General features: G+C 68.5%; 19 protein-coding genes and 1 tRNA gene. 11 read left to right on the top strand and 9 right to left on the bottom strand.

What is annotated here, in order from left to right:
- The first annotated feature begins 42 nt into the window (after positions 1-42).
- The 4 genes from ACZ60X_RS25665 (at position 43) to ACZ60X_RS25650 (ending at position 5,027) form a co-directional block, all read left to right on the top strand.
- On the top strand, positions 43-444 hold the full coding sequence (locus ACZ60X_RS25665) for a DUF6507 family protein (protein WP_403917160.1): 402 nt from the start codon (positions 43-45) through the stop codon (positions 442-444).
- Positions 444-2,636 carry a hypothetical protein gene (locus tag ACZ60X_RS25660; protein ID WP_469602773.1) on the top strand — a complete coding sequence of 731 codons (2,193 nt, stop codon included), beginning with the start codon at positions 444-446 and terminating at the stop codon, positions 2,634-2,636. The genes ACZ60X_RS25665 and ACZ60X_RS25660 overlap by 1 nt, the downstream gene beginning before the upstream one ends.
- Before the next feature lie 27 nt (positions 2,637-2,663).
- Positions 2,664-3,119, top strand: a complete 456-nt coding sequence (locus ACZ60X_RS25655) for a hypothetical protein (protein WP_469602771.1) — start codon at positions 2,664-2,666, stop codon at positions 3,117-3,119.
- Positions 3,120-3,590: 471 nt separating this feature from the next.
- The gene (locus tag ACZ60X_RS25650) at positions 3,591-5,027 is read left to right on the top strand and encodes a DUF6177 family protein (protein WP_469602768.1); all 1,437 of its coding nucleotides are present in this window, start codon (positions 3,591-3,593) and stop codon (positions 5,025-5,027) included.
- A gap of 356 nt (positions 5,028-5,383) precedes the next feature.
- Here ACZ60X_RS25650 and ACZ60X_RS25645 read toward each other — a convergent pair whose 3' ends face one another.
- The 3 genes from ACZ60X_RS25645 to ACZ60X_RS25635 are packed head-to-tail and all read right to left on the bottom strand — an operon-like array spanning position 5,384 to position 8,320.
- Complete coding sequence (locus ACZ60X_RS25645; RefSeq protein WP_469602766.1) at positions 5,384-7,387, bottom strand: type I restriction-modification system subunit M; 2,004 nt, start codon at positions 7,385-7,387, stop codon at positions 5,384-5,386.
- On the bottom strand, positions 7,384-8,076 hold the full coding sequence (locus ACZ60X_RS25640; RefSeq protein ID WP_469602763.1) for a restriction endonuclease subunit S: 693 nt from the start codon (positions 8,074-8,076) through the stop codon (positions 7,384-7,386). The genes ACZ60X_RS25645 and ACZ60X_RS25640 overlap by 4 nt, the downstream gene beginning before the upstream one ends.
- A 28-nt stretch (positions 8,077-8,104) precedes the next feature.
- A complete protein-coding gene (locus tag ACZ60X_RS25635) occupies positions 8,105-8,320 on the bottom strand; it encodes a hypothetical protein (RefSeq protein ID WP_469602760.1) in 216 nt (71 codons plus the stop codon).
- Between the two features lie 235 nt (positions 8,321-8,555).
- On the opposite strand from ACZ60X_RS25635, the gene ACZ60X_RS25630 reads away from it, so the two are divergent.
- Positions 8,556-8,744 carry a hypothetical protein gene (locus tag ACZ60X_RS25630; protein ID WP_469602757.1) on the top strand — a complete coding sequence of 63 codons (189 nt, stop codon included), beginning with the start codon at positions 8,556-8,558 and terminating at the stop codon, positions 8,742-8,744.
- A gap of 368 nt (positions 8,745-9,112) precedes the next feature.
- Here the strand turns inward: ACZ60X_RS25630 and ACZ60X_RS25625 are convergent.
- The 3 genes from ACZ60X_RS25625 to ACZ60X_RS25615 all read right to left on the bottom strand — a co-directional run bounded on the left by ACZ60X_RS25625 (position 9,113) and on the right by ACZ60X_RS25615 (position 11,092).
- Positions 9,113-9,186: transfer RNA gene (locus ACZ60X_RS25625), tRNA-Pro, on the bottom strand.
- Between the two features lie 66 nt (positions 9,187-9,252).
- The gene (locus tag ACZ60X_RS25620; RefSeq protein ID WP_469602754.1) at positions 9,253-10,011 is read right to left on the bottom strand and encodes a Pr6Pr family membrane protein; all 759 of its coding nucleotides are present in this window, start codon (positions 10,009-10,011) and stop codon (positions 9,253-9,255) included.
- A 154-nt stretch (positions 10,012-10,165) separates the two neighbouring features.
- Entirely contained in the window at positions 10,166-11,092 is a 927-nt protein-coding gene (locus tag ACZ60X_RS25615) for a metallophosphoesterase (RefSeq protein WP_469602751.1), read from the bottom strand.
- 118 nt (positions 11,093-11,210) lie between these two features.
- Here ACZ60X_RS25615 and ACZ60X_RS25610 point away from each other — a divergent pair, with 118 nt between their 5' ends.
- Positions 11,211-11,678 carry a GatB/YqeY domain-containing protein gene (locus ACZ60X_RS25610; RefSeq protein WP_469602747.1) on the top strand — a complete coding sequence of 156 codons (468 nt, stop codon included), beginning with the start codon at positions 11,211-11,213 and terminating at the stop codon, positions 11,676-11,678.
- A 160-nt stretch (positions 11,679-11,838) separates the two neighbouring features.
- Here the strand turns inward: ACZ60X_RS25610 and ACZ60X_RS25605 are convergent, their stop codons facing one another.
- A complete protein-coding gene (locus tag ACZ60X_RS25605; RefSeq protein WP_469602744.1) occupies positions 11,839-14,166 on the bottom strand; it encodes a transglycosylase domain-containing protein in 2,328 nt (775 codons plus the stop codon).
- A 493-nt stretch (positions 14,167-14,659) separates the two neighbouring features.
- Here ACZ60X_RS25605 and wblA point away from each other — a divergent pair, with 493 nt between their 5' ends.
- Positions 14,660-14,998 (top strand): transcriptional regulator WblA, encoded by a 339-nt coding sequence (gene wblA, locus ACZ60X_RS25600; RefSeq protein WP_361446192.1) that lies wholly within the window; start codon positions 14,660-14,662, stop codon positions 14,996-14,998.
- Positions 14,999-15,485: 487 nt separating this feature from the next.
- On the opposite strand, the gene bagB is transcribed toward wblA, so the two are convergent.
- Both bagB and bagA read right to left on the bottom strand, forming a co-directional pair.
- Positions 15,486-16,874, bottom strand: coding sequence for an ATPase BagB (gene bagB, locus ACZ60X_RS25595; RefSeq protein WP_469602742.1), 1,389 nt, complete (start codon positions 16,872-16,874; stop codon positions 15,486-15,488).
- A complete protein-coding gene (gene bagA / locus ACZ60X_RS25590; RefSeq protein WP_469602739.1) occupies positions 16,871-17,848 on the bottom strand; it encodes an ATPase BagA in 978 nt (325 codons plus the stop codon). The genes bagB and bagA overlap by 4 nt, the downstream gene beginning before the upstream one ends.
- 96 nt (positions 17,849-17,944) lie before the next feature.
- Between bagA and ACZ60X_RS25585 the strand changes: the two genes are divergently transcribed.
- From ACZ60X_RS25585 to ACZ60X_RS25570, 4 genes are all read left to right on the top strand, one after another.
- Positions 17,945-18,103 carry a DUF4177 domain-containing protein gene (locus tag ACZ60X_RS25585; protein WP_469602737.1) on the top strand — a complete coding sequence of 53 codons (159 nt, stop codon included), beginning with the start codon at positions 17,945-17,947 and terminating at the stop codon, positions 18,101-18,103.
- Entirely contained in the window at positions 18,100-18,564 is a 465-nt protein-coding gene (locus ACZ60X_RS25580; protein WP_469602735.1) for a RidA family protein, read from the top strand. Before ACZ60X_RS25585 ends, ACZ60X_RS25580 begins: the two co-directional genes overlap by 4 nt.
- A gap of 67 nt (positions 18,565-18,631) precedes the next feature.
- Positions 18,632-19,516 (top strand): NUDIX hydrolase, encoded by an 885-nt coding sequence (locus ACZ60X_RS25575; protein ID WP_469602732.1) that lies wholly within the window; start codon positions 18,632-18,634, stop codon positions 19,514-19,516.
- Complete coding sequence (locus tag ACZ60X_RS25570; RefSeq protein ID WP_469602729.1) at positions 19,513-20,343, top strand: MBL fold metallo-hydrolase; 831 nt, start codon at positions 19,513-19,515, stop codon at positions 20,341-20,343. Before ACZ60X_RS25575 ends, ACZ60X_RS25570 begins: the two co-directional genes overlap by 4 nt.
- Positions 20,344-20,360: the final 17 nt, after the last annotated feature.

Here is a 20,360-nt window from a genome sequence, read left to right as displayed (position 1 = left end):
CGCTGATGGAACGTATCTGCAAGTGACACAGCGGGGGTTGACGTGACGGGGTGGGACATCAGTCCCAGCGGGGTGGAGTCCATTCTGTCGTTGGTGGGGCTTGCGGCCGACGACCTGAGCAAGGACATCAAGGGCTACGGGACGAGCGTCCAGGACGCGGCGGAGTCCGCGGGCACGATCAGCGGCCCGTACTGCGGTGGTCCGCCGGTGGGGCCGGTAGGTGCTGCGGTCGCGAACTTCGTGTCCGATACCGAGAGCTCGATCAAGTTCATGGCGGCCCGTATCAAGAAGACGATGGACGGGACGGTCAAGGCGACCGGTGCGTACATCGATGGGGACCTGGCGATGGCGGCCCGGGCCCAGCGTGACGCGGCCAAGGCACCCACCCCGGCCGAGCTGCAGGCCGTGGGCGAGCAGACGAAGCACCACGGGGGCGGGGCGTAGTGGACATGATCGAGCCGGGGGGGATATTCCAGTACACCGGCGACTTCGGCGCGTTGTCCAAAGCAGTCACCGAGCTGCGTAAACACGCGATCGGCATCCGTGACGCCGGCAAGGACGTCCATTCGCGCTTCCAGGCGACGGCCGCGTTCTACAAGGCGCCGGAGGCGGACCAGCTCTTCTCCTCCACCCAGCCGGTGATGGACACGGCGGACGAGTTCGCCGGTCACATCGAGTCCCTCGCCGACGCCCTGGACACCTTCGTCGGCGAAGCGAAGCCGTATGCGGACCGCTTGAGGCATCTGAAGGAGCAGGCGATCGCCTTCGTCGACAGCGTCGAAGGCGACGACGGCTGGACCAAGGACCAGCACAAGGTGGACGAGCACAACGCCCTCATGCATGGCGTGGCGGAGGCCGTCGTGGGCTTTCAGAAGGCGGAGCACGACGCGGCGGTCAAGATCGGTGCCATCAGCCCGGCGGTGTGCCGCCCCGTCGGCGACGAGGGCAGCACGTACGGCATCAGCGTCGACAAGCTCGAGTCCATGCCCGACCTGCCGTGGGGTACTCCCGTTGCCCGCACCTACGACCGCTGGAGCCTGGACTGGTGGGGCCACGGCATCAAGAGCTGGGCGTGGGACGGCCTCGTCAAAGACAGCCTCTGGGGTGGCTTCGTCGGCCTGGGCACCTTCGAGGACAACATCCTGGGCATCAACGGCTCCGACGCACAGCACCAGACCTGGGACGGCCTCAAACGCACCGTCGTCGGTGCCTACGCCTACGGCATGGATGCGGTCGGTGAGGGCGACCACCTCTCGGACTGGCAGCGCGGCAGCGAGGAGAACGCCAAGGAGTTCGGCAAGCAGTTCATCGCCTACGACGAGTGGCACAAGGACCCGGCTCGGGCCCACGCCGTTACCAGCTTCAACCTTCTCACCGTGTTGGGGGGTGCCGGCGGGGCGCTCGCCAGGCTGGGTAAGGGAGCCAGATTCGTCGAAGCCGCCAGCACGGTGGCCAAGGTCGGAGGTGCCCTGGATCCGATCTCCGGCGCCGCAAGGGCGGCGAGAGCCCTGTCCGATCTGCCGAAGGTCTCTGAGGTACTGACCAACGTCAGCGAACACCTGCGGCTGCCGAAGACGAGGTTCCCCGACGGCGCCCTGGACGACCTCAGCAACCGCTACAGGGTCGACAAGAACGGCCAGCTCATTCCGATCAACGCCGACGGCACGCCCAACCTTGCCGAGGCCCCGCACGAGCCTGCCGCCGCCGACCGTGGCGGTGAGGCGCCACTGAGCCACGCGACCTCGGATTCGGCACGCGGCGCCACGGATACGTCCGCCCACTCCAACCGAGCACACGAGTTGGTCGGGACCGGTGCTCGGGCAGAACACGTTGCCGGCTCCGCGCACACCAGTGAGCGGACACCGGGGCAAATAGGCGGACACGCCAGCGGTCACGCTGCATCATCCGAAGGCTCTTCCACCAGGGGTGCCGGTGCAGAACCGGTCAGCCGGCGTGGAGCGGGTAGCGGAGCAGGGGGACATGGCTCCGGAGGAACGGGACCTGGCCCTCACGGCTCGGCATCCGACAGCGGCTCCGCCCACCATGACGGTGGCGATGAGCACACTGGCCATGACTCACCCGATGACCCGGGCAGCCAGTCGTCCGATCCACACCATCACAACGCCTCGGGCGCAGAGCCGGATCACACACGCCGCGCGCTCCCGCCGGGTACCGCTGACAGAACCTTGCGCGAGATGCGGCGCATGCGTCACAGCCGGGAAAGGTACAAGGGGGCAGAGGACTACGTCCGCAAGATTGCGGGTGGCGCACCTGAGCGACACTATCGCGTGCCCACTCATGACCACCCTTATCACCCTGTAAAGAAGCCAGGAGGCCGCAATGTCGATGTCCCAGTGGACATGCCTGACGGCCGTACTCTGGCTGTGGAGGTGAAGCATTACCTTGAATGGAGGACGATCAAACTCAAGGGTGGCGGCACCCGTCGGGTGAGGGGCGAAGTCCCGCTGAACGAAGGTATCATTGAGCAAATCAACAAGGACCTCACGCTAAGACGGCTGGACCCAAGGTTCGATCCACGCTGGGTCTTCCTGCATGCGCCTCCGTCGCAAGCGCTGAGAAACTACCTCATACATGCTCGCATCATCTTCATCGAGTTCGGGCCGGCCCCCAAGTAACCGCGAAAGCCGCGAAAGGAACATAGCGTGGTAAACGCAAATGAACCCGACCTCCAGGGCTGGAGTGAGGAGAGGCATCGGAACGCCATCGACATTGCGGATATGCTCGGAGTGCCCCCCGAAATTTACGCGAGTGACCCAACAGGCCTCATCCCGGCCTTGGACGACTACGTGTCTCGCGCTCCTCTGAGCGAATTCGAGGAGTCCGACTGGGTGACTTTGCATTTGGACTTGGCGTCCTACGTCGCCGACTTCCTCATCCATAAGTACGGTGCGCGCTGGATCGTCGCGGATGATCCCACTGGGCCGGTTGGATTCCGCTATGTCATCGAGGCAACCGGACTCGACGGACAGACCCGTCGGGTTGACCCCATCGATGTGGTAGCCAAGGAATTCGCTAACCGTCCCATCGAAATCGTCCGGATGCTGGCCAGTGCAGAGCTCACCTTGAATCTCTCTACCCAGGCCGACGACGAGGAATGAGCAGGGCGCGAATATCGGCAGGGTAGTGAGGGTCGCGGAAAATCCCCGCCAGGCTTCAACAATGACCTCTCGACGACACGGAAGCCCGCGCGGGGCAGCTCGAAAGGGGATCTTCTCAAGGGCGTCGTGTGATCATCTCTAACCCGTTGTTGACTGGACTTGGAAGTCACGCCGGGCGCTGAAGGTATCCGCTCGCGTAACGGAAAGACGTCCTGGCCGCACACGCAACGGATGCTGGCAAGGTGCCATTCGAAGCGGGCGCCCAATGGCTGCTAGGCCAGCGGGTCGCTCATGGCCAAGGGCCCAGTGCACTCACGGGGCTGTCGTGGGTAGCGCAGAGTCCGCCGCGTCCGGAGATCGGCTTGGTCGTCGAGGACGCCCCTCAAGAAGCCCCCTCCCTGGACGTCCTCGAAGAACTCTCGGGCCGGTGCTGAGAGTCGCAGCGCCGCCCTCTCTGACAGAAAGCAGCACATGCCCCAGGACGTCATCGCCCTCACCCCGCAGATGCCGGACATCAAGACGCTGCTGGCCGCACTGCACGCCGGCGGCCCGGACCTGCGCGTGAACCGGGCAGGTGGGGGATCAGTGGCCCAGTTGTGCACGGATGACGGAAAGCCCCTGGTCTCCGTGGAGGCCCCCCGCTACCTGCAAGTGCCGGGCGAGACGGAGCGGCTGCTAGGACCTGTTCAGACAGAGGGACCGGTGTGGTGGACCGAGGTGCGGGCGTCCACCGCCATCGCAGAAGCCAGGCTGCTCGCCGGCTCGGTCGCGGGACGGCTGACAACGCTGCTCGGTGGCACCACATGGCCGCATGAAGCCGCCCACACCGACGTCGTGACCGTCCCGGCCACGGGCGAGGTGACGGTCCCGCCCGCTGACGTGGACGTACTGACCGATGCGGATGTGCTGACCGACCAAAGCATCATCGTCATCTACGACCGCCCGGTCGTCGCCGCCACGACATGGCTGACCGAGGCGGTGCGAACGGCGGCACAGAGCCGACGGGAGCTGTATCTCGTCACGTCCCCCAATACCCGGCTGAGCCTGCCCACCCGCACCGTGCTGGAGCGCATGCCCGCACGCTGGGTCGTACGCCACCCCGAGAACGGCTACTACGACGGCCTCTCCGGAGCCGTACTGCGCTGGCATGACGGACGTTTCACCCCGGCTGCCGACAACGGCCTCCAGATCGCTGACGTCTTCCAACCCCCGTTTGGTAAGGGCGGTGAACGGCAGTTGCTGCTGTCCATCCGCACCATCCATCCCGCCCAGGAGCACCTGATACTCGGTGGCGCTCTGGAGGACGCCTGGCAGACCCTCACCGGACTGCCGCCGGCCGGATGGGCCACCGCCGAGCCCGTCAACGTCCCCTGGTCGTCAAGGCAGCTGACCGACCTGGCCCGCAGCCGCGCCCGCCAGGCACAGCCGACCTGGGCTGTCGCCGTAGGAACCGCCGACCGCCCTGCAATCGCCACGTTGAGCATCGCTCACACGCGAGACGGCGTAGAGGAGCACATCACCCTGGCTCTCGGCTACGCCGCCGACGAGCGAGCACCGATCGAGCTCCTGCCCGAACTCGCCGAATCCCTCGCCGCCAGGCACAACCTCGCCACAATGATCAGCGAACTGCGTGCGGCGCGCGCAGACCTGACCACTCCGGCCCACTACGAACCGCCGTCGATCCCGGTCGCTCTCACTCTCGGCCCGGACGCCGTGGCCGACCTCGGCATCAGCCATGCCCGCAACGCCCTGCCGGACTGCATCCCGACCCAACTCGGCCCGGCCGGTCGCCCCGCCCTGCACTACCCGCTCGGCGACGGCACCGACCCCGTCGCCTGGCAGCGCCTGCGACACATCAACGAACACCTGAAACGTGGAAGCGGGACAGCTGTGCGGTCATCCCGATAGCTGGCGCCTAACCGGCCCACCTCCGCTGCGTCCGGGTATTAGCCGCGAGTCACGAGGGACAGGGGCGCGACCGATCTGAAGGAAGCCGTTCAGTCTCGGAACAAGAAGGCCGTTGGGTCACCTACGGCAACATCAGACGCCCCAGACGCGCCAGTGGAGTGTGCCCCGGCAGTCCTAAGTCTCGGGCGCCGGGGCGGAACCTCAAGGCGGAGGACAGACGCGGGGTGACTGCACTGTTCTGGTTGCTCGATCTCGGAGTGACGGTTGTGGTAGCCAGTCCTGGCACGTCGTCGGCGTTCGGAGATCGGCCCATGCCGGCGACTGCCGATCGCGCCGCCGGGAGCTGCAGTGCCAGGTCAGGTGTAACCGAGCTCCTTCAGGCGAGATCTGAGCCGTGCCGCAGTGGCCTCGCTCTGCTTCTCCAAGTCTGTGAGCGAGATCGCGTATCGGTCGCCCCATGAGCGGTAGAGCTCGACCAGTCCCTGTCGTTCCGCAGTAACAAGTCTCTCCACCCGAGAGCGGAGATCGTCGCCAAGAACGTGAAGCACTCTTTCACGCGCCAGGGTCTCAGGGAGATGCAAAGGCCGGCCGTCGGCCGCCGCCCAACGGTCGATCACCCCGGAGAAGCCCCGGTGGTCTAGGCTTCTGAGGTCGTCCTGCCGGTCTGACCACCATCTCGCGAAGGCACCGGTCAACTGGTACCGGTCGAGGATGCCGGCGGACAGGAGCTCCTCACGGAAGGAAGCCATCAGTCGAGAACGCAACATCAACAGCCGGTTCGTGCCCGCAAGTTCAGCGATACGTGCTTCCGCTCCTTCCCACCACGAATGGCAGCGATCGGTGAAGTCCTTCACCCGGGCAGCAGCGAGGTCCGGGATGCGCTCGGCGGTCGCCTCGCAGCCGTCACTCGGGAAAACTAGGTAGTCAGGGTCTTTTGTTCTGAACAAGTCGGCCAGATCGATCCCAAATAGGCGGAACTTCCCCATTTGCGCGTCGACTTCGCTTCTTGGTACTCCGCCGAACAGCACCGCACGGACGTCCAGCGGTGGCTCAGCAGGTGGACCCACGTCAACGTAGCGCCGGATGTTGAGGTTGAAGTCGTTGTCCGCGATCTCACTGAGTGGGACCACTCGTGAGAAGCCGGGGATGTCTGCCCACTCGCGGAAAGCGCCGACGATCTTCTCCACGTTCTGCGGCTCCAGACGGTTCTGCGACCGCCCCGTGACCACTTCACGCTCGGCGTTAATGAACAGTACTTGGCCGCGCTGACCCTCTGGTACTCCGTTCGTGCCCCGCAATACCAGGATGCAGGCGGGGATGGCAGTTCCGTGAAAGACGTTCGGTCCGATGCCGATCACCGCTTCGAGCCGGGCATCCTCAACAATTCCCCGGCGGATCTCCGTCTCCGCTCCGCCCCGGAACAGCACACCATGCGGGGTGACCACCGCTCCGATCCCGTCCGGATGGAGTGTGGCCAGCACGTGCTGGACGTTCATCAGATCGGCTTTCTTGCCCTGCCCGGGTGTCCAGCCGTACTTCATCCGCTCCGGATGTCTCACCTCCTTCTCGGAGTAGTTCATCGAGAAGGGAGGATTGGTCAGCACACAGTCGAAGCGTCTGAGATGCCCGTCCCCCAGCGTGTGGAGGGGATCGGTCAGTGTGTCGCCGCAGAGAACCGAACTGTCCGTGATGCCATGCAACAGGAGGTTCAGCCGGGCTGTGGCCCAGGTTGCGCCGTTCTTTTCCTGCCCGACGAGGGCGAGGTCCGCGTCGCCCCCACCGTGCTCTTCGACGTACTGTCTGGCCTGAACGAGCATGCCTCCCGAGCCGGCGAACGGGTCGTAGACCGATTGTCCCTCCTTGGGCCGGACCAGGCGCACCATCAGCCGGACCACAGAACGGGGAGTGAAGAACTCCCCACCCCGTTTCCCGGCGCTGTCGGCAAAGTCGCCGAGAAGCCGGTCGTAGGCACGACCGACTACATCGCTGAACTCCAGATCGTCGTCGTTCAGCGGAATGCGCTCGAAGTGGTCGACCACTGCCTTCAACTCGGCACGGCTCAGCCGCGTGTCGAAGTCGAGGGCCTCGAACACGCCCTTCAGTACATCCGGGTTGCTTCGCTCGAGCTCCCACAGAGCCTCAGTGAGTAGACGCCCCAGTGGCTTGCCCTCGTAGTCGACGATATGGGACCAGCGCGCATGCTCGGGCACGTGAAGGATGCCTGGTTGATCCGAGACCCTTTTGAGGACCAGCATCCCGAAGATGACGTCACGGCACTGCGATGGATCCATGCGGCCGCGCAGGATATCGGCGGCATCGTACAGGGCACGTGTCAACTGCGTGACGGTAGACAGACTCATGTTCGCCTCGTTCCCTGGATCAGCTCTCCGAAGATGGCCGGCCGCAGTGCCTCTAGGCGGTCGGCCATCTGCCGCTGGATCCTGATCCGGGCGTCGACATCCGCCAGGGCTTCGACGACAGCATGCTGCCGGGCCAGGGGTGGCACGGTGAGCGGCAGCTCATTCAGCATCGCCGAGTTGAGCGAGGGGACCGTACCCGGGAGGGACTGTCCCAGCAAGGCCCTTTGCACGGGCGGATAGGACAGATAGGACACGAGGTACTCGGGCAGGATGAGCTCGCGCCGGGGCCTGATGCGCAGACAGGACGAGCTGTAGAACCATGAAGCGTTCTCTGCCTCGACCAGCGCCAGCCGACCGAGTGTTCCCTGCCGCACAATAAGGATGTCACCTTCCTGCAGCGCGAACCGGGAGAGTCGTTTGGCCTCGCCCCACGGCACCCGCCGCAGCCGTCGTGTGTCCACTGCGTGGTGGTCGGTGAGATCCGGCGGTGAGATCACCGGCACCCCGTCGGGGCCGTCGTGCAGGCTGTCCAGCAGCGACCCGGATGGGCCGGCTGTAACTTCGCAGAGACTCCCGAGCGGAATTTGCCCACTGTGAGCTGGGGATGCGTCGCCTACTCGCACAGCGCCTCCGTCCTTCTTTCCCTCGTACCAAACTTCTCTACTGCTGCGGGTGGGGGATCTCCACATGCATGGCTCCCCCACCCGCCTCGTTTGGTCAGACAGTACGCAGCGAGTACCGCATCGCGGTCCGCACCAGCTCTTCCACCACTACGGTCAGCAGGGCGGTTGCCATTACGGTCAGTACCGCCGTGCCACGCCCCATGAACGAAGCGCACGCCACAGCTATCACGATGATCCCGAGGAGACGCAGCACGGCTCCCCTGGCCCGGGGCGGCAGCGACCATGCATGATGGACGTTGACAATCCTCATTGGTTGTCCTTCCTGTCCCCGCGCGCTACGCGGGAACGGTATAGCCGCACCGCCCTGCCGGGCCTGCAAACCATGCGGGGTGGTGCGGTGATCTGTGTCAGATGGTCCTGTCCGCAGCACCGGACAGGAAGCGACACACTTCTCCCGGCCCGCCACCACGCACGCAGCTCAAGCACGCCCGAGCTTCGCTACTCGAAATCATACACACCGTCAGGCTGCGGAGCTAGCTTCGCAGTTGAGCGTCTCCCGTACCACCGCGCTCGATCTGGGGCTGGGCGAGTTGGTGCTCCTCATGGGCGGCGTCGGCGAGGGGCGGCTCCTGATCAGGGACGGGCGCGTGATGGTGCTGCTCGAACTGAACGTCCCCAGGGACTGCTGGGAGGACGAGTCTGCTGGGCTCGATTCCCCGCCCCGGGTCCGCTGACCTGCGGGGGACGCTACAGCGGAGGGGCCGCCGATGGCTGGCCCATCACAGGCTGGCGGGGCAAGCCGTTCAAGGTGGCCGAAGTTCAGCGCGAGGCGCCGCCGGAAGCGCGACGTGACGATGCTCGGGCGCCCTGTCCCAGACAACATGCGGCGGACGAACCAGGAGCGGCAGCGTCATAGGGCCGCGGATTCGCGAACGCGCAGCTGCGAGACACCGGATCTGACCCATGCATCGCCACAGGCACCGGTCCCGTCTGGGAGAAGCTGTCCAAGATCTTCTCCCAGGTTTCTCCCAAACGATCTCCAGGAACCACTCAGGGGCCTGATCCACTCGGTGGATCAGGCCCCTGACCTGGCACTACAGCGTCGGGGTGGCGGGATTTGAACCCACGACCTCTTCGTCCCGAACGAAGCGCGCTGCCAAGCTGCGCTACACCCCGGTGTCGCTGCTTCTCGCGGCGACGACGTTTACTTTAGCCCACCGGTGGCTGTAGACGAAATCCGGTTCAGACGCGGCGGCGGACCGGGGTCGGGCGGGTGTGGTCGACGGCTACCAGGAGGACGGCCAGGCCGTAGATCGCGAGGCCCAGGAGGAGGGCGTTGGCCAGGGTGCTGCGGTAGCCGTGGGCGGCCACGTCAAGGAAGGGATAGAGGTAGCGGGCGGGGTTCGAAGGGGTGAGGAATGCCGCTCGGATGAGGGAAAAGGCCAGGTAGGCCAGGGGGTAGAGGAGCCAGGTCGCGGTCTGGCGCAGGCGCAGGCGGGCCGACGGGGTGAGCAGCAGCCAGTCGAGCACGGCCGCTGCCGGGGTCACCGTGTGGAGGATCTGGAGGGTCGCCCACTGACCGTGCCAGCGCACCGGCGCCGTCGTCGCGCCGGTCATGGAGAACGAGGGAGTCGTGTGGGCCAGGAGCAGGTGGTACACCAGCGCCGTGACCACGGCGTAGAGAAGTGTGGCGCCCATCATGGCCGACGGCAGCGGGCGCCGGGCACGCCAGGCCCTGGCCGCCGACAGGAGCATGACGACGGCGAGCAGGACGTTGGTCTGGACACCGAAGTAGCTCAGGGTGCGGGCCGGGGTGCCCAGCAGGAGTTCGAGGGCGACGCCGCCGGTCGCCGCCACGGCGATCAGCAGACGGAGGAGCGCGACGACGGGACGGCGGACCGGCGCCACCACCGCCGTCGCCGGGACCGGGGCGGGCAGGAGCAGCGGCGGGCCCGGGACCGCGGGCAGGTCCGGGATGTCCCTGGGTATCGGTGCGGTCATGCCCTCACGCTAGGAGCGGGGGAGGTGGGGGGCTATGTGGACTGCTCCGGGTGGGTTACGGCCGGGACGGCATGCCTCCCCCTCTTACCCGGCCACTCCTTCTCCTACCCGGCCCCTCCATCCTCGCCCTCCGTTCCCCTCCCCCTCTTGCGTCCTACTCCCGCCCCACCAGCGTCAGCAGCGTCGCCTCCGGGGGGCAGGCGAAGCGGACCGGGGTGTAGCGGTTGGTGCCGCAGCCTGCTGAGACGTGGAGGTAGGAGGTGCGGCCCTCCGCCGTGTGCGTGGACAGGCCCTTCACGCGGTCCGTGTCCAGGTCGCAGTTGGTGACCAGGGCGCCGTAGAAGGGGATGCACAGCTGGCCGCCGTGGGTGTGGCCGGCCAGGATCAGGGGGTAGCCGTCCGCCGTGAAGGCGTCCAGGGTGCGCAGGTACGGGGCGTGGACCACGCCGAGGGACAGGTCGTACGTCCCGGTGGGGCCGCCGGCGACCCGGGCGTAGCGGTCGCGCTTGATGTGGGGGTCGTCGAGGCCCGTCAGCTCGATGGACACGCCCTCGACCTTCAGGACACCCCGCGTGTTCGTCAGGTTCAGCCAGCCCGCCGTGTCGAAGCCGTCGCGCAGGTCTTCCCAGGGGTTGTGGATGGCGCCGACCGCCGGCTTGTTGCCGTTGAGGCCGTGCCGGCCGTTGGCCTTCTCCATCAGGTAGCGGGCGGGGTTGCGCAGCTTGGGGCCGTAGTAGTCGTTGGAGCCGAAGACGTACGCGCCCGGGAACTCCATCAGGGGGCCGAGTGCGTCCAGGGCCTCGGGGACGGCCTCCGGGTCGGACAGGTTGTCGCCCGTGTTGATCACGAAGTCCGGGCGCAGGCCCGCCAGCGACTGCAGCCAGCGCTGCTTCTTGTGCTGGCCGCTCACCATGTGGATGTCGGAGACCTGCAGCACGCGCAGCGGGCGCATGCCCGGCGGGAGGACCGGGACCGTCACCCGTCGGAGGCGGAAGGAGCGGACCTCGAAGCCCGCCGCGTAGGCCAGACCGGCGGCGCCTGCCGCCATGATTCCCAGGGGTACTCCGTATCGCGCGCGCATACGACCATCGTGTCAGACCCCGCGGGTACGAGGAGAGCGCGGGGCTCTGCCCACAGGTCCCGCACGCACCCCTAAATCAACGGGCGTTCGGCTCGGTGCACCTGCGACAATCGACCGCATGACCACCACGCTCAAGTCGAAGCTTCAGGACGACCTCAACGCCGCGATCAAGGAGCGCGACGAGCTGCGCTCCTCGACGCTCCGGCTGACGCTCGCCGCGATCACCAAGGAGGAGGTCGCGGGCAAGGAGAAGAGGCAGCTGTCCGACGACGAGGTCCTCAAGGTGATCACCCGGGAGGCGAAGAAGCGCCGCGAGGCGGCCGAGGCCTTCGCGCAGGGTGGGCGCGCCGAGCAGGCGGAGCGGGAGAAGGCGGAGGGCGTGGTGCTCGCCGAGTACCTGCCCAAGCAGCTCTCCGACGAGGAGCTGAACGCGATCGTCACCGAGGCCGTGGCCGAGGCGAAGGCCGCCGGTGCCGAGGGCCCGAAGGCCATGGGCGCCGTCATGAAGATCGTCAACCCGAAGGTGGCGGGCCAGGCCGAGGGCGGCCGCGTCGCCGCCGCGGTGAAGAAGCTGCTCCAGGGCTGAGCGGTCCGGAGCGCCGGCGGACATACGCACGGCGTACGGCGGACATACGCGCGGAGTACGGCGGACATACGCGCGGAGTACGGCGGCGGGGCCGCACCCTGGCTTTCAGGGTGCGGCCCCGCCGTACGCGTTCACCAGCCCGGCTCCTGCCCCGCCGGGCCTAGCCCGGCCAGCCGCCGTTGCCGTTGCCGTTCCCGTTGATCCCCCCGTTGCCCTGGCCCTGGATGAAGCCGCCGGGGAGGGAGAAGGTCGGGTTCGGGACGGGTCCGCCGGTGGTGCCGCCCGTGGCGCCGCCGTCAGCGGTGCCGCCGACTGTCAGTCCGCCGATCAGGCCGCCGAGTCCCCCCGTTGTGTCCCCGGTCCTGCCGCCGTTGGCCCCCCCTTGGCCTTTTCCCTGATCGTTCCCCTTGTTGTTGTCGTCGGGGATGTCGACCAGGTTGAAGTCCTGGACGGGCTTGCCGTCGAGCGCGCCGGTCATCATGTCGCGCCAGATCGGACCGGGTACCTCACCGCCGTAGACCTTGTCGTGCGGGACGCCGCCGATGGTGATGTTGATCATCTTGCGCTTGTGCTGCGGGTCGCCGACCCACACGGAGCCCGCCATGTTCGGGGTGTAGCCGACGAACCAGGCCGCGTAGCGCTCGTCCGTCGTACCCGTCTTGCCCGCGCTCGGCCGGCTGCCGAGGCCGGCCTCCTGGCCCGTGCCGTCCTCGACCACGCCCTTGAGGAGCGTGCTGATGGTGTCCGCGGTCTTCTGGGACATCGCGCGCGAGCAGGTCGACTTCGGGATCGGCAGGGACTTCTCCTCGCTGCCGGTCTTCTGGGTGATCGACGTGATGGCGACCGGGGTGCAGTAGATCCCGCGCGAGGCGAAGGTGGCGTACGCGTTCGCCATCGTCAGCGGGGACATCTCCTGCGTGCCGAGCGCGATGGAGGGCGCCTGGTCGATCGCGCGGCCGTCGGCGCGCCGCACGCCCATCTTCTGCGCCATCTGTGTGACGGGGCAGATGCCGATGTCGCTTATCAGCTGCACGTAGTAGGTGTTGACCGACTTGGCGGTCGCCTCCTTCATGCCCATCGGGCCGCGCTCGGACTCGTTCTCGTTCGTCAGCTTGGCCGGGTTGTTCGGGTCGTTGCGCCAGACCTTGCCGTCGCACGCCTGCACGGGGCTCGGGTACGGCATCTCGTACGGCGACGAGTACTGCTGTGTCGGGGGCTTGCCGCCCTCGATCGCGGCCGCCGCGACGATCGGCTTGAACGTCGAACCGGGCTGGTAGCCGGCGCCGCCGCCCATGCCCTGGTTCACGGACAGGTTGATCTGTGTCTCGTCCTTGCCGAAGCCGTACGGGCGGGACTGTCCCATCGCCAGGATCTTGCCGGTGCCGGGCTCGACGATGGTGGCGGCCGTGGCCACCGCGTCGGACTGGTAGACGTGGTCCTTGACGGACGACTGCACCGAGTCCTGGGCCTGCGGGTCGAGCGTCGTACGGATCGTCAGGCCGCCCCGGTTCCAGAGCTTGGCCCGGGCCTGCTTGGTCCTGCCGAAGACCGGGTCGGTCAGGACGACGTCGCGCACGTAGTCACAGAAGAAGCCCGCACCGCGCACCGCCGTGATGCAGCCGTTCTTCGGCTGGCTCGGATTCAGGCCGAGCGGCGTCCGCTTGGCCCGGTCGGCCTCCTTCTGGGAGATGTCGCCGACCTCCGCCATGCGCTGCAGCACGGTGTTGCGCCGCTTGGTGGCCTCCGCCTCGTCGTTGACCGGGTCGTAGCGGGTCGGGGACTGCACGATGCCCGCGAGCAGCGCCGCCTCCTGGAGGTTCAGGTCCTTGGCGTGCTTGGAGAAGTAGCGCTGGGCGGCGGCTTCGACGCCGTAGGCCTGCTCGCCGAAGAAGGTGATGTTCAGGTAGTTCTCGAGGATCTTCTTCTTGCCGAGCTTGTCCTCGATCTGGATCGCGTACTTCAGCTCCTTGATCTTGCGGCCGAGGGTCTGCTGGGTGGCCTCGGCGACCTTCGTCGGGTCGTCGCCGGCCTCCTCGATGAAGTAGTTCTTCACCAGCTGCTGGGTGAGCGTGGAGGCGCCCTGCGCGACCCCGCCCGACTGCGCGTTCTTGTTCAGCGCGCGCAGCACGCCCTTGAGGTCGATGGCGCCGTGCTGGTAGAAGCGCGAGTCCTCGATCGCGACGATCGCCTTCTGCATGTACGGCGAGATGTCCTTGAGGTCGACCACCGTGCGGTCGCGGGAGTAGACGCTCGCGATCGGGTTGCCCTGGCTGTCCAGGATCGTCGTGCGCTGGCTCAGCTGGGGGCTCTTGAGGTTGGCCGGGATGTCGTCGAAACTCTGGACCGATCCCTTGGCCGCGAGGCCGAGCGCGCCGGCGGCGGGCAGTGCGATGCCCGCCATCACGGCTCCGGCGAGCACGCTGACACCGAGGAACTTGACGGCCTGCTGCGTTGGCGACAGACCTCCGCCCGAGCGCTTCTTTGGCATGGGGGCAGCCTAATCCGTACTCGTGAGCGTTTCGAAGGAGCGGCCCCGTCACGGCACGGCAAAGCGAGACGCCTACCTTCTCATTCGCCGGACACGCGCGCAGGCCTTGGCCTAAGCTGCTCTCAACTGTCACAGCAGTGCGGCCACGTATCAATACGTCCGGTGACCCCGAATCGTTCCGGTCGTATGCCGGGTTTTCCACGGGGACGTGCCCGGTGCTCCGAGAGGCGCGTGTCCGAATTCGCCTCGTGTGTCGTTCGGTGTCCGATGTGGCGCACCATGGCTGTCCCGGTTTGCCGGGAGAGTCGCCTATGTCGCCAGCTCACTCCCGCGGGTGATCTGCCGCTTACCCATAGTCCGTTCGGGCCATTCAAGATTGGGCCCGAAGGGGGTGTTGCGCTGTCCCCGCCTTCCGTAACGTCCTCAACTGGCGGCGGTGAATATGCCGCTGCCGCCGTGGGGGAGCCTCGATTCGGGAGAGGACGGCGCCGGTATGGGCTGGGTAACCGACTGGAGTGCGCAGGCTGCCTGCCGCACTACCGATCCGGATGAACTGTTCGTTCAGGGAGCAGCGCAGAACAGGGCCAAGGCGGTGTGCACCGGATGTCCGGTACGCACGGAATGCCTGGCCGATGCGCTGGACAATCGCGTCGAGTTCGGCGTGTGGGGAGGCATGACGGAGCGGGAGCGCCGCGCACTGCTGCGCCGGCGGCCCACAGTGACCTCCTGGCGCAGGCTGCTGGAGACCGCCCGCTCGGAGTACGAGCGCGGCACCGGAATCGTGCCCCTCGACAACGACGAGGTGTACGAGCACTACGCGGCGGTCAGCTGAGGGCAACTCCCTCCGGTATGCGCGAGGAGATGCGCTCCGGCGTACGACTGGACAAACCCCGGGAGGCCCCGAGGGAACGCCGGGAGGCGTGGGGCCGCAGGGCCACTGGGCTGCAAGGGGCGCGTGAGCCGCAGGGCCATGCAAGCGCAGGGCTACGGGCCGCGGGAAGCCAAGGGGCTTGGCAAGCGCCGATCGGGCCTTGACCTGGGGACGCGCGATCGGCCTGCGGCCCGCCCCGCCGGGGGCGGCCTGCCGCCCGGCCCGCACCCGTCCGCCTCGTCGTCGTGCGCCGTTGGCGTGGACGCCTTCCGCGGGGCATACGTTGTGCGCAAGTGCCTGCGCGCGTACGACCCGACCCGCCCGGCTCCTCACGTGCGCGCTCACCGTGGCCCCAGGGCCGCCCCGCCGCGAGGCTCACGCTGCCGCAGGCTTACGCGGCCGTACGGTCGCTCGACCGCGCCCTCACTCGACCACGTTGCTCGCGCACTCACCGTTCCTCGCCGTCGGCGCGCTGCGCACCCGCGGCCAGGCGGTTGCCGATGTCCCGCAGGCCCGCGAGATCGTGCACGTCGCCGGGCAGTGCGGGTACTTCCACGACCGCCACCTCGGGGTGGCGGGCGGTGAAACGGTCGCGGGTGCGCTGCTCGCGTGCGAGCAGCTGCATGCGATCGGCGTGCAGTCTGAGCAGTCCCGCGGTGAGCCGGTCGACGGGGCGCTCCGCGTCGGCGGGGGAGCCTTCCTTGGAAGCAGGGGTGCCGCTCTCGGCCTCGGCTGCGGGAGATGATGCGGGAGATTGTGAACTGCCGTACGTGTCGGGAGAGTTACGAAGTCCAGCTTTCCCGCCCCCCTGATCGACAATGCGGGGGTCCTCAAGATTTTCCGCGGCGGCGAGGGCCCGCTCGGCCGACAGCCCGTCGGCCCCGCTGTCGTGGACGCGGTTGAGCACCAGGCCGACCAACGGCATCTTCTCCGCGGCCAGCCGCTCCACGAAGTACGCCGCCTCGCGCAACGCGTCCCGCTCCGGGGCGGCGACCACCAGGAACGCCGTGCCGGGCGCCTGGAGCAGCTTGTACGTGGCGTCCGCGCGCGTACGGAAGCCCCCGAAGGTCGTGTCCATCGCGGACACGAACGTCTGGACGTCCTTGAGCAGTTGGCCGCCCAGCAACTTGCCCAGCGTGCCGGTCATCATCGACATGCCGACGTTCAGGAAGGCCATGCCCGCGCGGCCGCCCAGCTTGGCGGGGGCCGTCAGCAGGCGGATGAGGCGGCCGTCGAGGAAGGAGCCGAGCCGCTTGGGCGCGTCCAGGAAGTCCAGCGCGGAACGGGACGGCGGGGTGTCGACCACGATCAGGTCCCACTCGTCCTTCGCGCGCAACTGGCCCAGCTTCTCCATCGCCATGTACTCCTGCGTGCCCGCGAAGCCCGCCGAGAGCGACTGGTAGAAGGGGTTGGCCAGGATCGCGGCCGCCCGCTCAGGGTCCGCGTGCGCCTCCACGACCTCGTCGAAGGTGCGCTTCATGTCGAGCATCATGGCGTGCAGTTCGCCGTCGCCCTCGGTGCCCTTCACCCGGCGCGGGACGTTGTCGAGCGAGTCGATGCCCATCGACTGGGCCAGCCTGCGGGCCGGGTCGATGGTCAGCACCACCACCTTGCGGCCCCGCTCGGCGGCCCGCAGGCCGAGCGCCGCCGCGGTCGTCGTCTTGCCGACCCCGCCCGAGCCGCAGCACACCACGATCCGGGTCTTCGGGTCGTCCAGCAGCGGGTCGACGTCCAGCACGCACGCGGGGGAGAGACGGCGCCCCTTGTCCCCCTTATCCGTCTTGTCCCCCTTGTCCTGTGCCTGGGCTTCGTGCGTCCCGGGCCGGTCCGGACTCATGACAACCCCTGCTTCCGCAGCTCGGTGGCGAGTTCGTACAGCCCCGCCAGGTCCATGCCCTCGGCGAGCAGGGGCAGTTCGCCCAGGGGCAGGTCCAGCTCGCCGAGGACGGCGCGCTGCTCCTGCTCCAGGGCGTACCGCTCGGCGTACTCCGCGGCCTGCCGCAGCAGCGGGTCCACCAGCTTCTCGGCGTTGCCGCCCCGCCGGGCCCCGCCGAGCCCGGCTGCCGAGAGCGCCTGAGCGACCGAGGAACGCTCCACGCTCCGTACGAGTTCCAGGTCGACCGCGTCCAACACCTCCGGCCGGACCATGTTCACGATGACGCGGCCCACCGGAAGCCGTGCCGCGCGGAGTTCGGCGATGCCGTCGGCGGTCTCCTGGACCGGCATCTCCTCCAGCAGCGTCACCAGGTGCACGGCCGTCTCCGGGGACTTCAGCACCCGCATCACCGCCTGTGCCTGATTGTGTATCGGGCCGATCTTCGCAAGGCCCGCCACCTCGTCGTTCACGTTCAGGAAGCGGGTGACCCGGCCCGTCGGCGGGGCGTCCATGACGACGTAGTCGTAGACGAACCTTCCCGAGCGGTCCTTGCGGCGCACCGCCTCGCACGCCTTGCCGGTCAGGAGCACGTCCCTGATGCCGGGCGCGATCGTGGTGGCGAAGTCGATGGCGCCGAGCTTCTTCAGGGCCCGGCCGGCTCCGCCCAGTTTGTAGAACATCTGGAGGTAGTCCAACAGGGCCAGTTCCGGATCGATGGCGAGTGCGTACACCTCCCCGCCGCCCGGAGCCACCGCGATCTTGCGCTCCTCGTACGGCAACGCCTCCGTCTCGAAGAGCTGGGCGATGCCCTGCCGGCCCTCGACCTCCACGAGAAGCGTCCGCTTCCCCTCCGTCGCGAGGGCCAGCGCGAGTGCGGCGGCGACCGTCGTCTTTCCGGTCCCGCCCTTGCCGCTGACGACCTGGAGCCTGCTCACGTCTTCGAGACTAACCAGTCCGGCCGACACTCACGCGGGAGGCTGTGGATAACGCAGGTCACGGCCCCGCCCGCCGCAGCGGCTACAGTCGGCCCCATGACCAAGTGGGAATACGCAACCGTGCCGCTGCTCGTCCACGCCACGAAGCAGATTCTGGACAACTGGGGGGAGGACGGCTGGGAGCTCGTCCAGGTCGTGCCCGGGCCCAACGCCGAGCAGCTCGTGGCCTACCTGAAGCGGGAGAAGCAGGCGTGAGCGCGGTCGAGGCCAAGCTGGCCGCCCTGGGCCTGACGTTGCCGGAGGTCGTGCCGCCGCTGGCCGCGTACCAGCCGGCCGTGCAGTCCGGCGTGTACGTGTACACCGCCGGCCAGCTGCCGATGGTCGAGGGCAAGCTGCCGGTCACCGGCAAGGTGGGCGCCGAGGTGACGCCCGAGGAGGCCAAGGACCTCGCCCGCGTCTGCGCGCTGAACGCGCTGGCCGCCGTGAAGTCCGTCGCGGGTGACCTGGACCGCATCGCGCGCGTGGTGAAGGTCGTCGGGTTCGTGGCCTCCGCGTCCGACTTCACCGGGCAGCCCGGTGTCGTCAACGGCGCCAGCGAACTGCTCGGCGAGGTGCTCGGCGAGAAGGGCGTGCACGCGCGCAGCGCGGTCGGCGTCGCGGTGCTGCCGCTGGACGCGCCGGTCGAGGTCGAGATCCAGGTGGAACTCGCCCAGTAACCCGCCGTACCCCCGCTGACCTCGGGCACCCCTCGAACATTCGCCCTACACGGGATAGCCTCCGGCCATGGCGAACGGTCAGTGGTACCCCGCGGAGTGGCCGGACCGCATCCGCGCGCTCGCGGACGGCACCCTCACCCCGGTGTCCCCCCGGCGCGCGGCCACGGTGCTGCTCCTGAAGGACACGCCGGACGGCCCCATGGTCCACATGCTGCGCAGACGCGCCTCCATGGCTTTCGCCGGAGGCGCGTACGCGTATCCCGGGGGTGGTGTCGACCCGCGCGACGACGACCGGCTGGTGCGCTGGGCGGGCCCCACGCGCGCGTGGTGGGCCGAGCGGCTCGGGGTCGACGAGGCGGGCGCCCAGGCGATCGTGTGCGCGGCCGTCCGTGAGACCTACGAGGAGGCGGGCGTGCTGCTCGCCGGGCCCGGCGCGGACTCGGTCGTCGGCGACACCACCGGTGCGGACTGGGAGGCGGACCGGGCCGCGCTGGTCGCGCGCGAGCTGTCCTTCGCCGAGTTCCTCGACCGGCGCGGACTGGTGCTGCGCTCTGACCTGCTGGGCGCCTGGACCCGCTGGATCACCCCGGAGTTCGAGGCCCGCCGCTACGACACCTGGTTCTTCGTGGCCGTGCTCCCGCGGGGGCAGCGCACCCGCAACGCCTCCACGGAGGCCGACCGCACGGTGTGGATCCGCCCGAGCGAGGCGGCCGCCGGATACGACAAGGGCGAGCTGCTGATGATGCCGCCCACCATCGCCACCCTGCGCCAGCTGCTCCCGTACGCCAGTGCCGCCGAGGCGCTCGACGCCGCCCCCGCGCGCGACATGACCCCGGTGATGGCCGGTGCCCGCCTGGTGGACGGCGAGATCGTGCTGTCCTGGCCGGGGTACGAGGAGTTCACCAAGCACGTCCCGACGACGCCCGGTCCGACCGCTGGAGGCCCCGCATGACCGACGCCGGCACACTGCCCGGCCAGCCCCGCGGCGCGGTGGTCTCCGGGCCCGCCACCGAACGGGCCGTCAACGTCCTCGCGCCCAACGCCTCCGCGATGACCCTGGACGGCACCAACACCTGGATCGTCGCCGAACCCGACTCCGACCTGGCCGTGGTCATCGACCCCGGCCCGCTGGACGACGGCCATCTCCGCGCGGTCGTGGACACCGCCGAGAAGGCCGGCAGGCGCATAGCCCTGACCCTGCTCACCCACGGCCACCCGGACCACGCCGAGGGTGCCGCCCGGTTCGCGGAACTGACCGGCACGCGCGTGCGTGCCCTCGATCCGGCGCTGCGCCTCGGCGACGAGGGTCTGGCCGCCGGGGACGTCGTCACCACCGGCGGCCTGGAGCTGCGGGTCGTGCCGACTCCCGGGCACACCGCGGACTCGCTGAGCTTCCACCTCCCGGCCGACCGGGCGGTGCTGACCGGTGACACCGTCCTCGGGCGCGGTACGACGGTGGTGGCGCACCCCGACGGCCGCCTGGGCGACTACCTGGACTCCCTGCGGCGGCTGCGCTCCCTGACCGTCGACGACGGCGTCCGCACGGTTCTGCCGGGCCACGGGCCGGTCCTGGAGGACGCCCAGGGCGCCGTCGAGTTCTACCTCGCCCACCGCGCCCACCGCCTCGCCCAGGTGGAGACGGCCGTCGAGGACGGCTACCGCACCCCGGCCGAGGTCGTCGCCCACGTCTACGCCGACGTGGACCGCTCCCTGTGGCCGGCGGCGGAGCTGTCGGTACGGGCCCAGCTGGACTACCTGAGCGAGCACGGGCTGATCTAGCCCCGCCTCACGACCCG

The organism is Streptomyces sp. NPDC104106 (genome assembly GCF_055584345.1).
The sequence above is the reverse complement of the archived record's forward strand: the minus strand, read 5'-3'. Positions and strand labels throughout refer to the sequence as shown.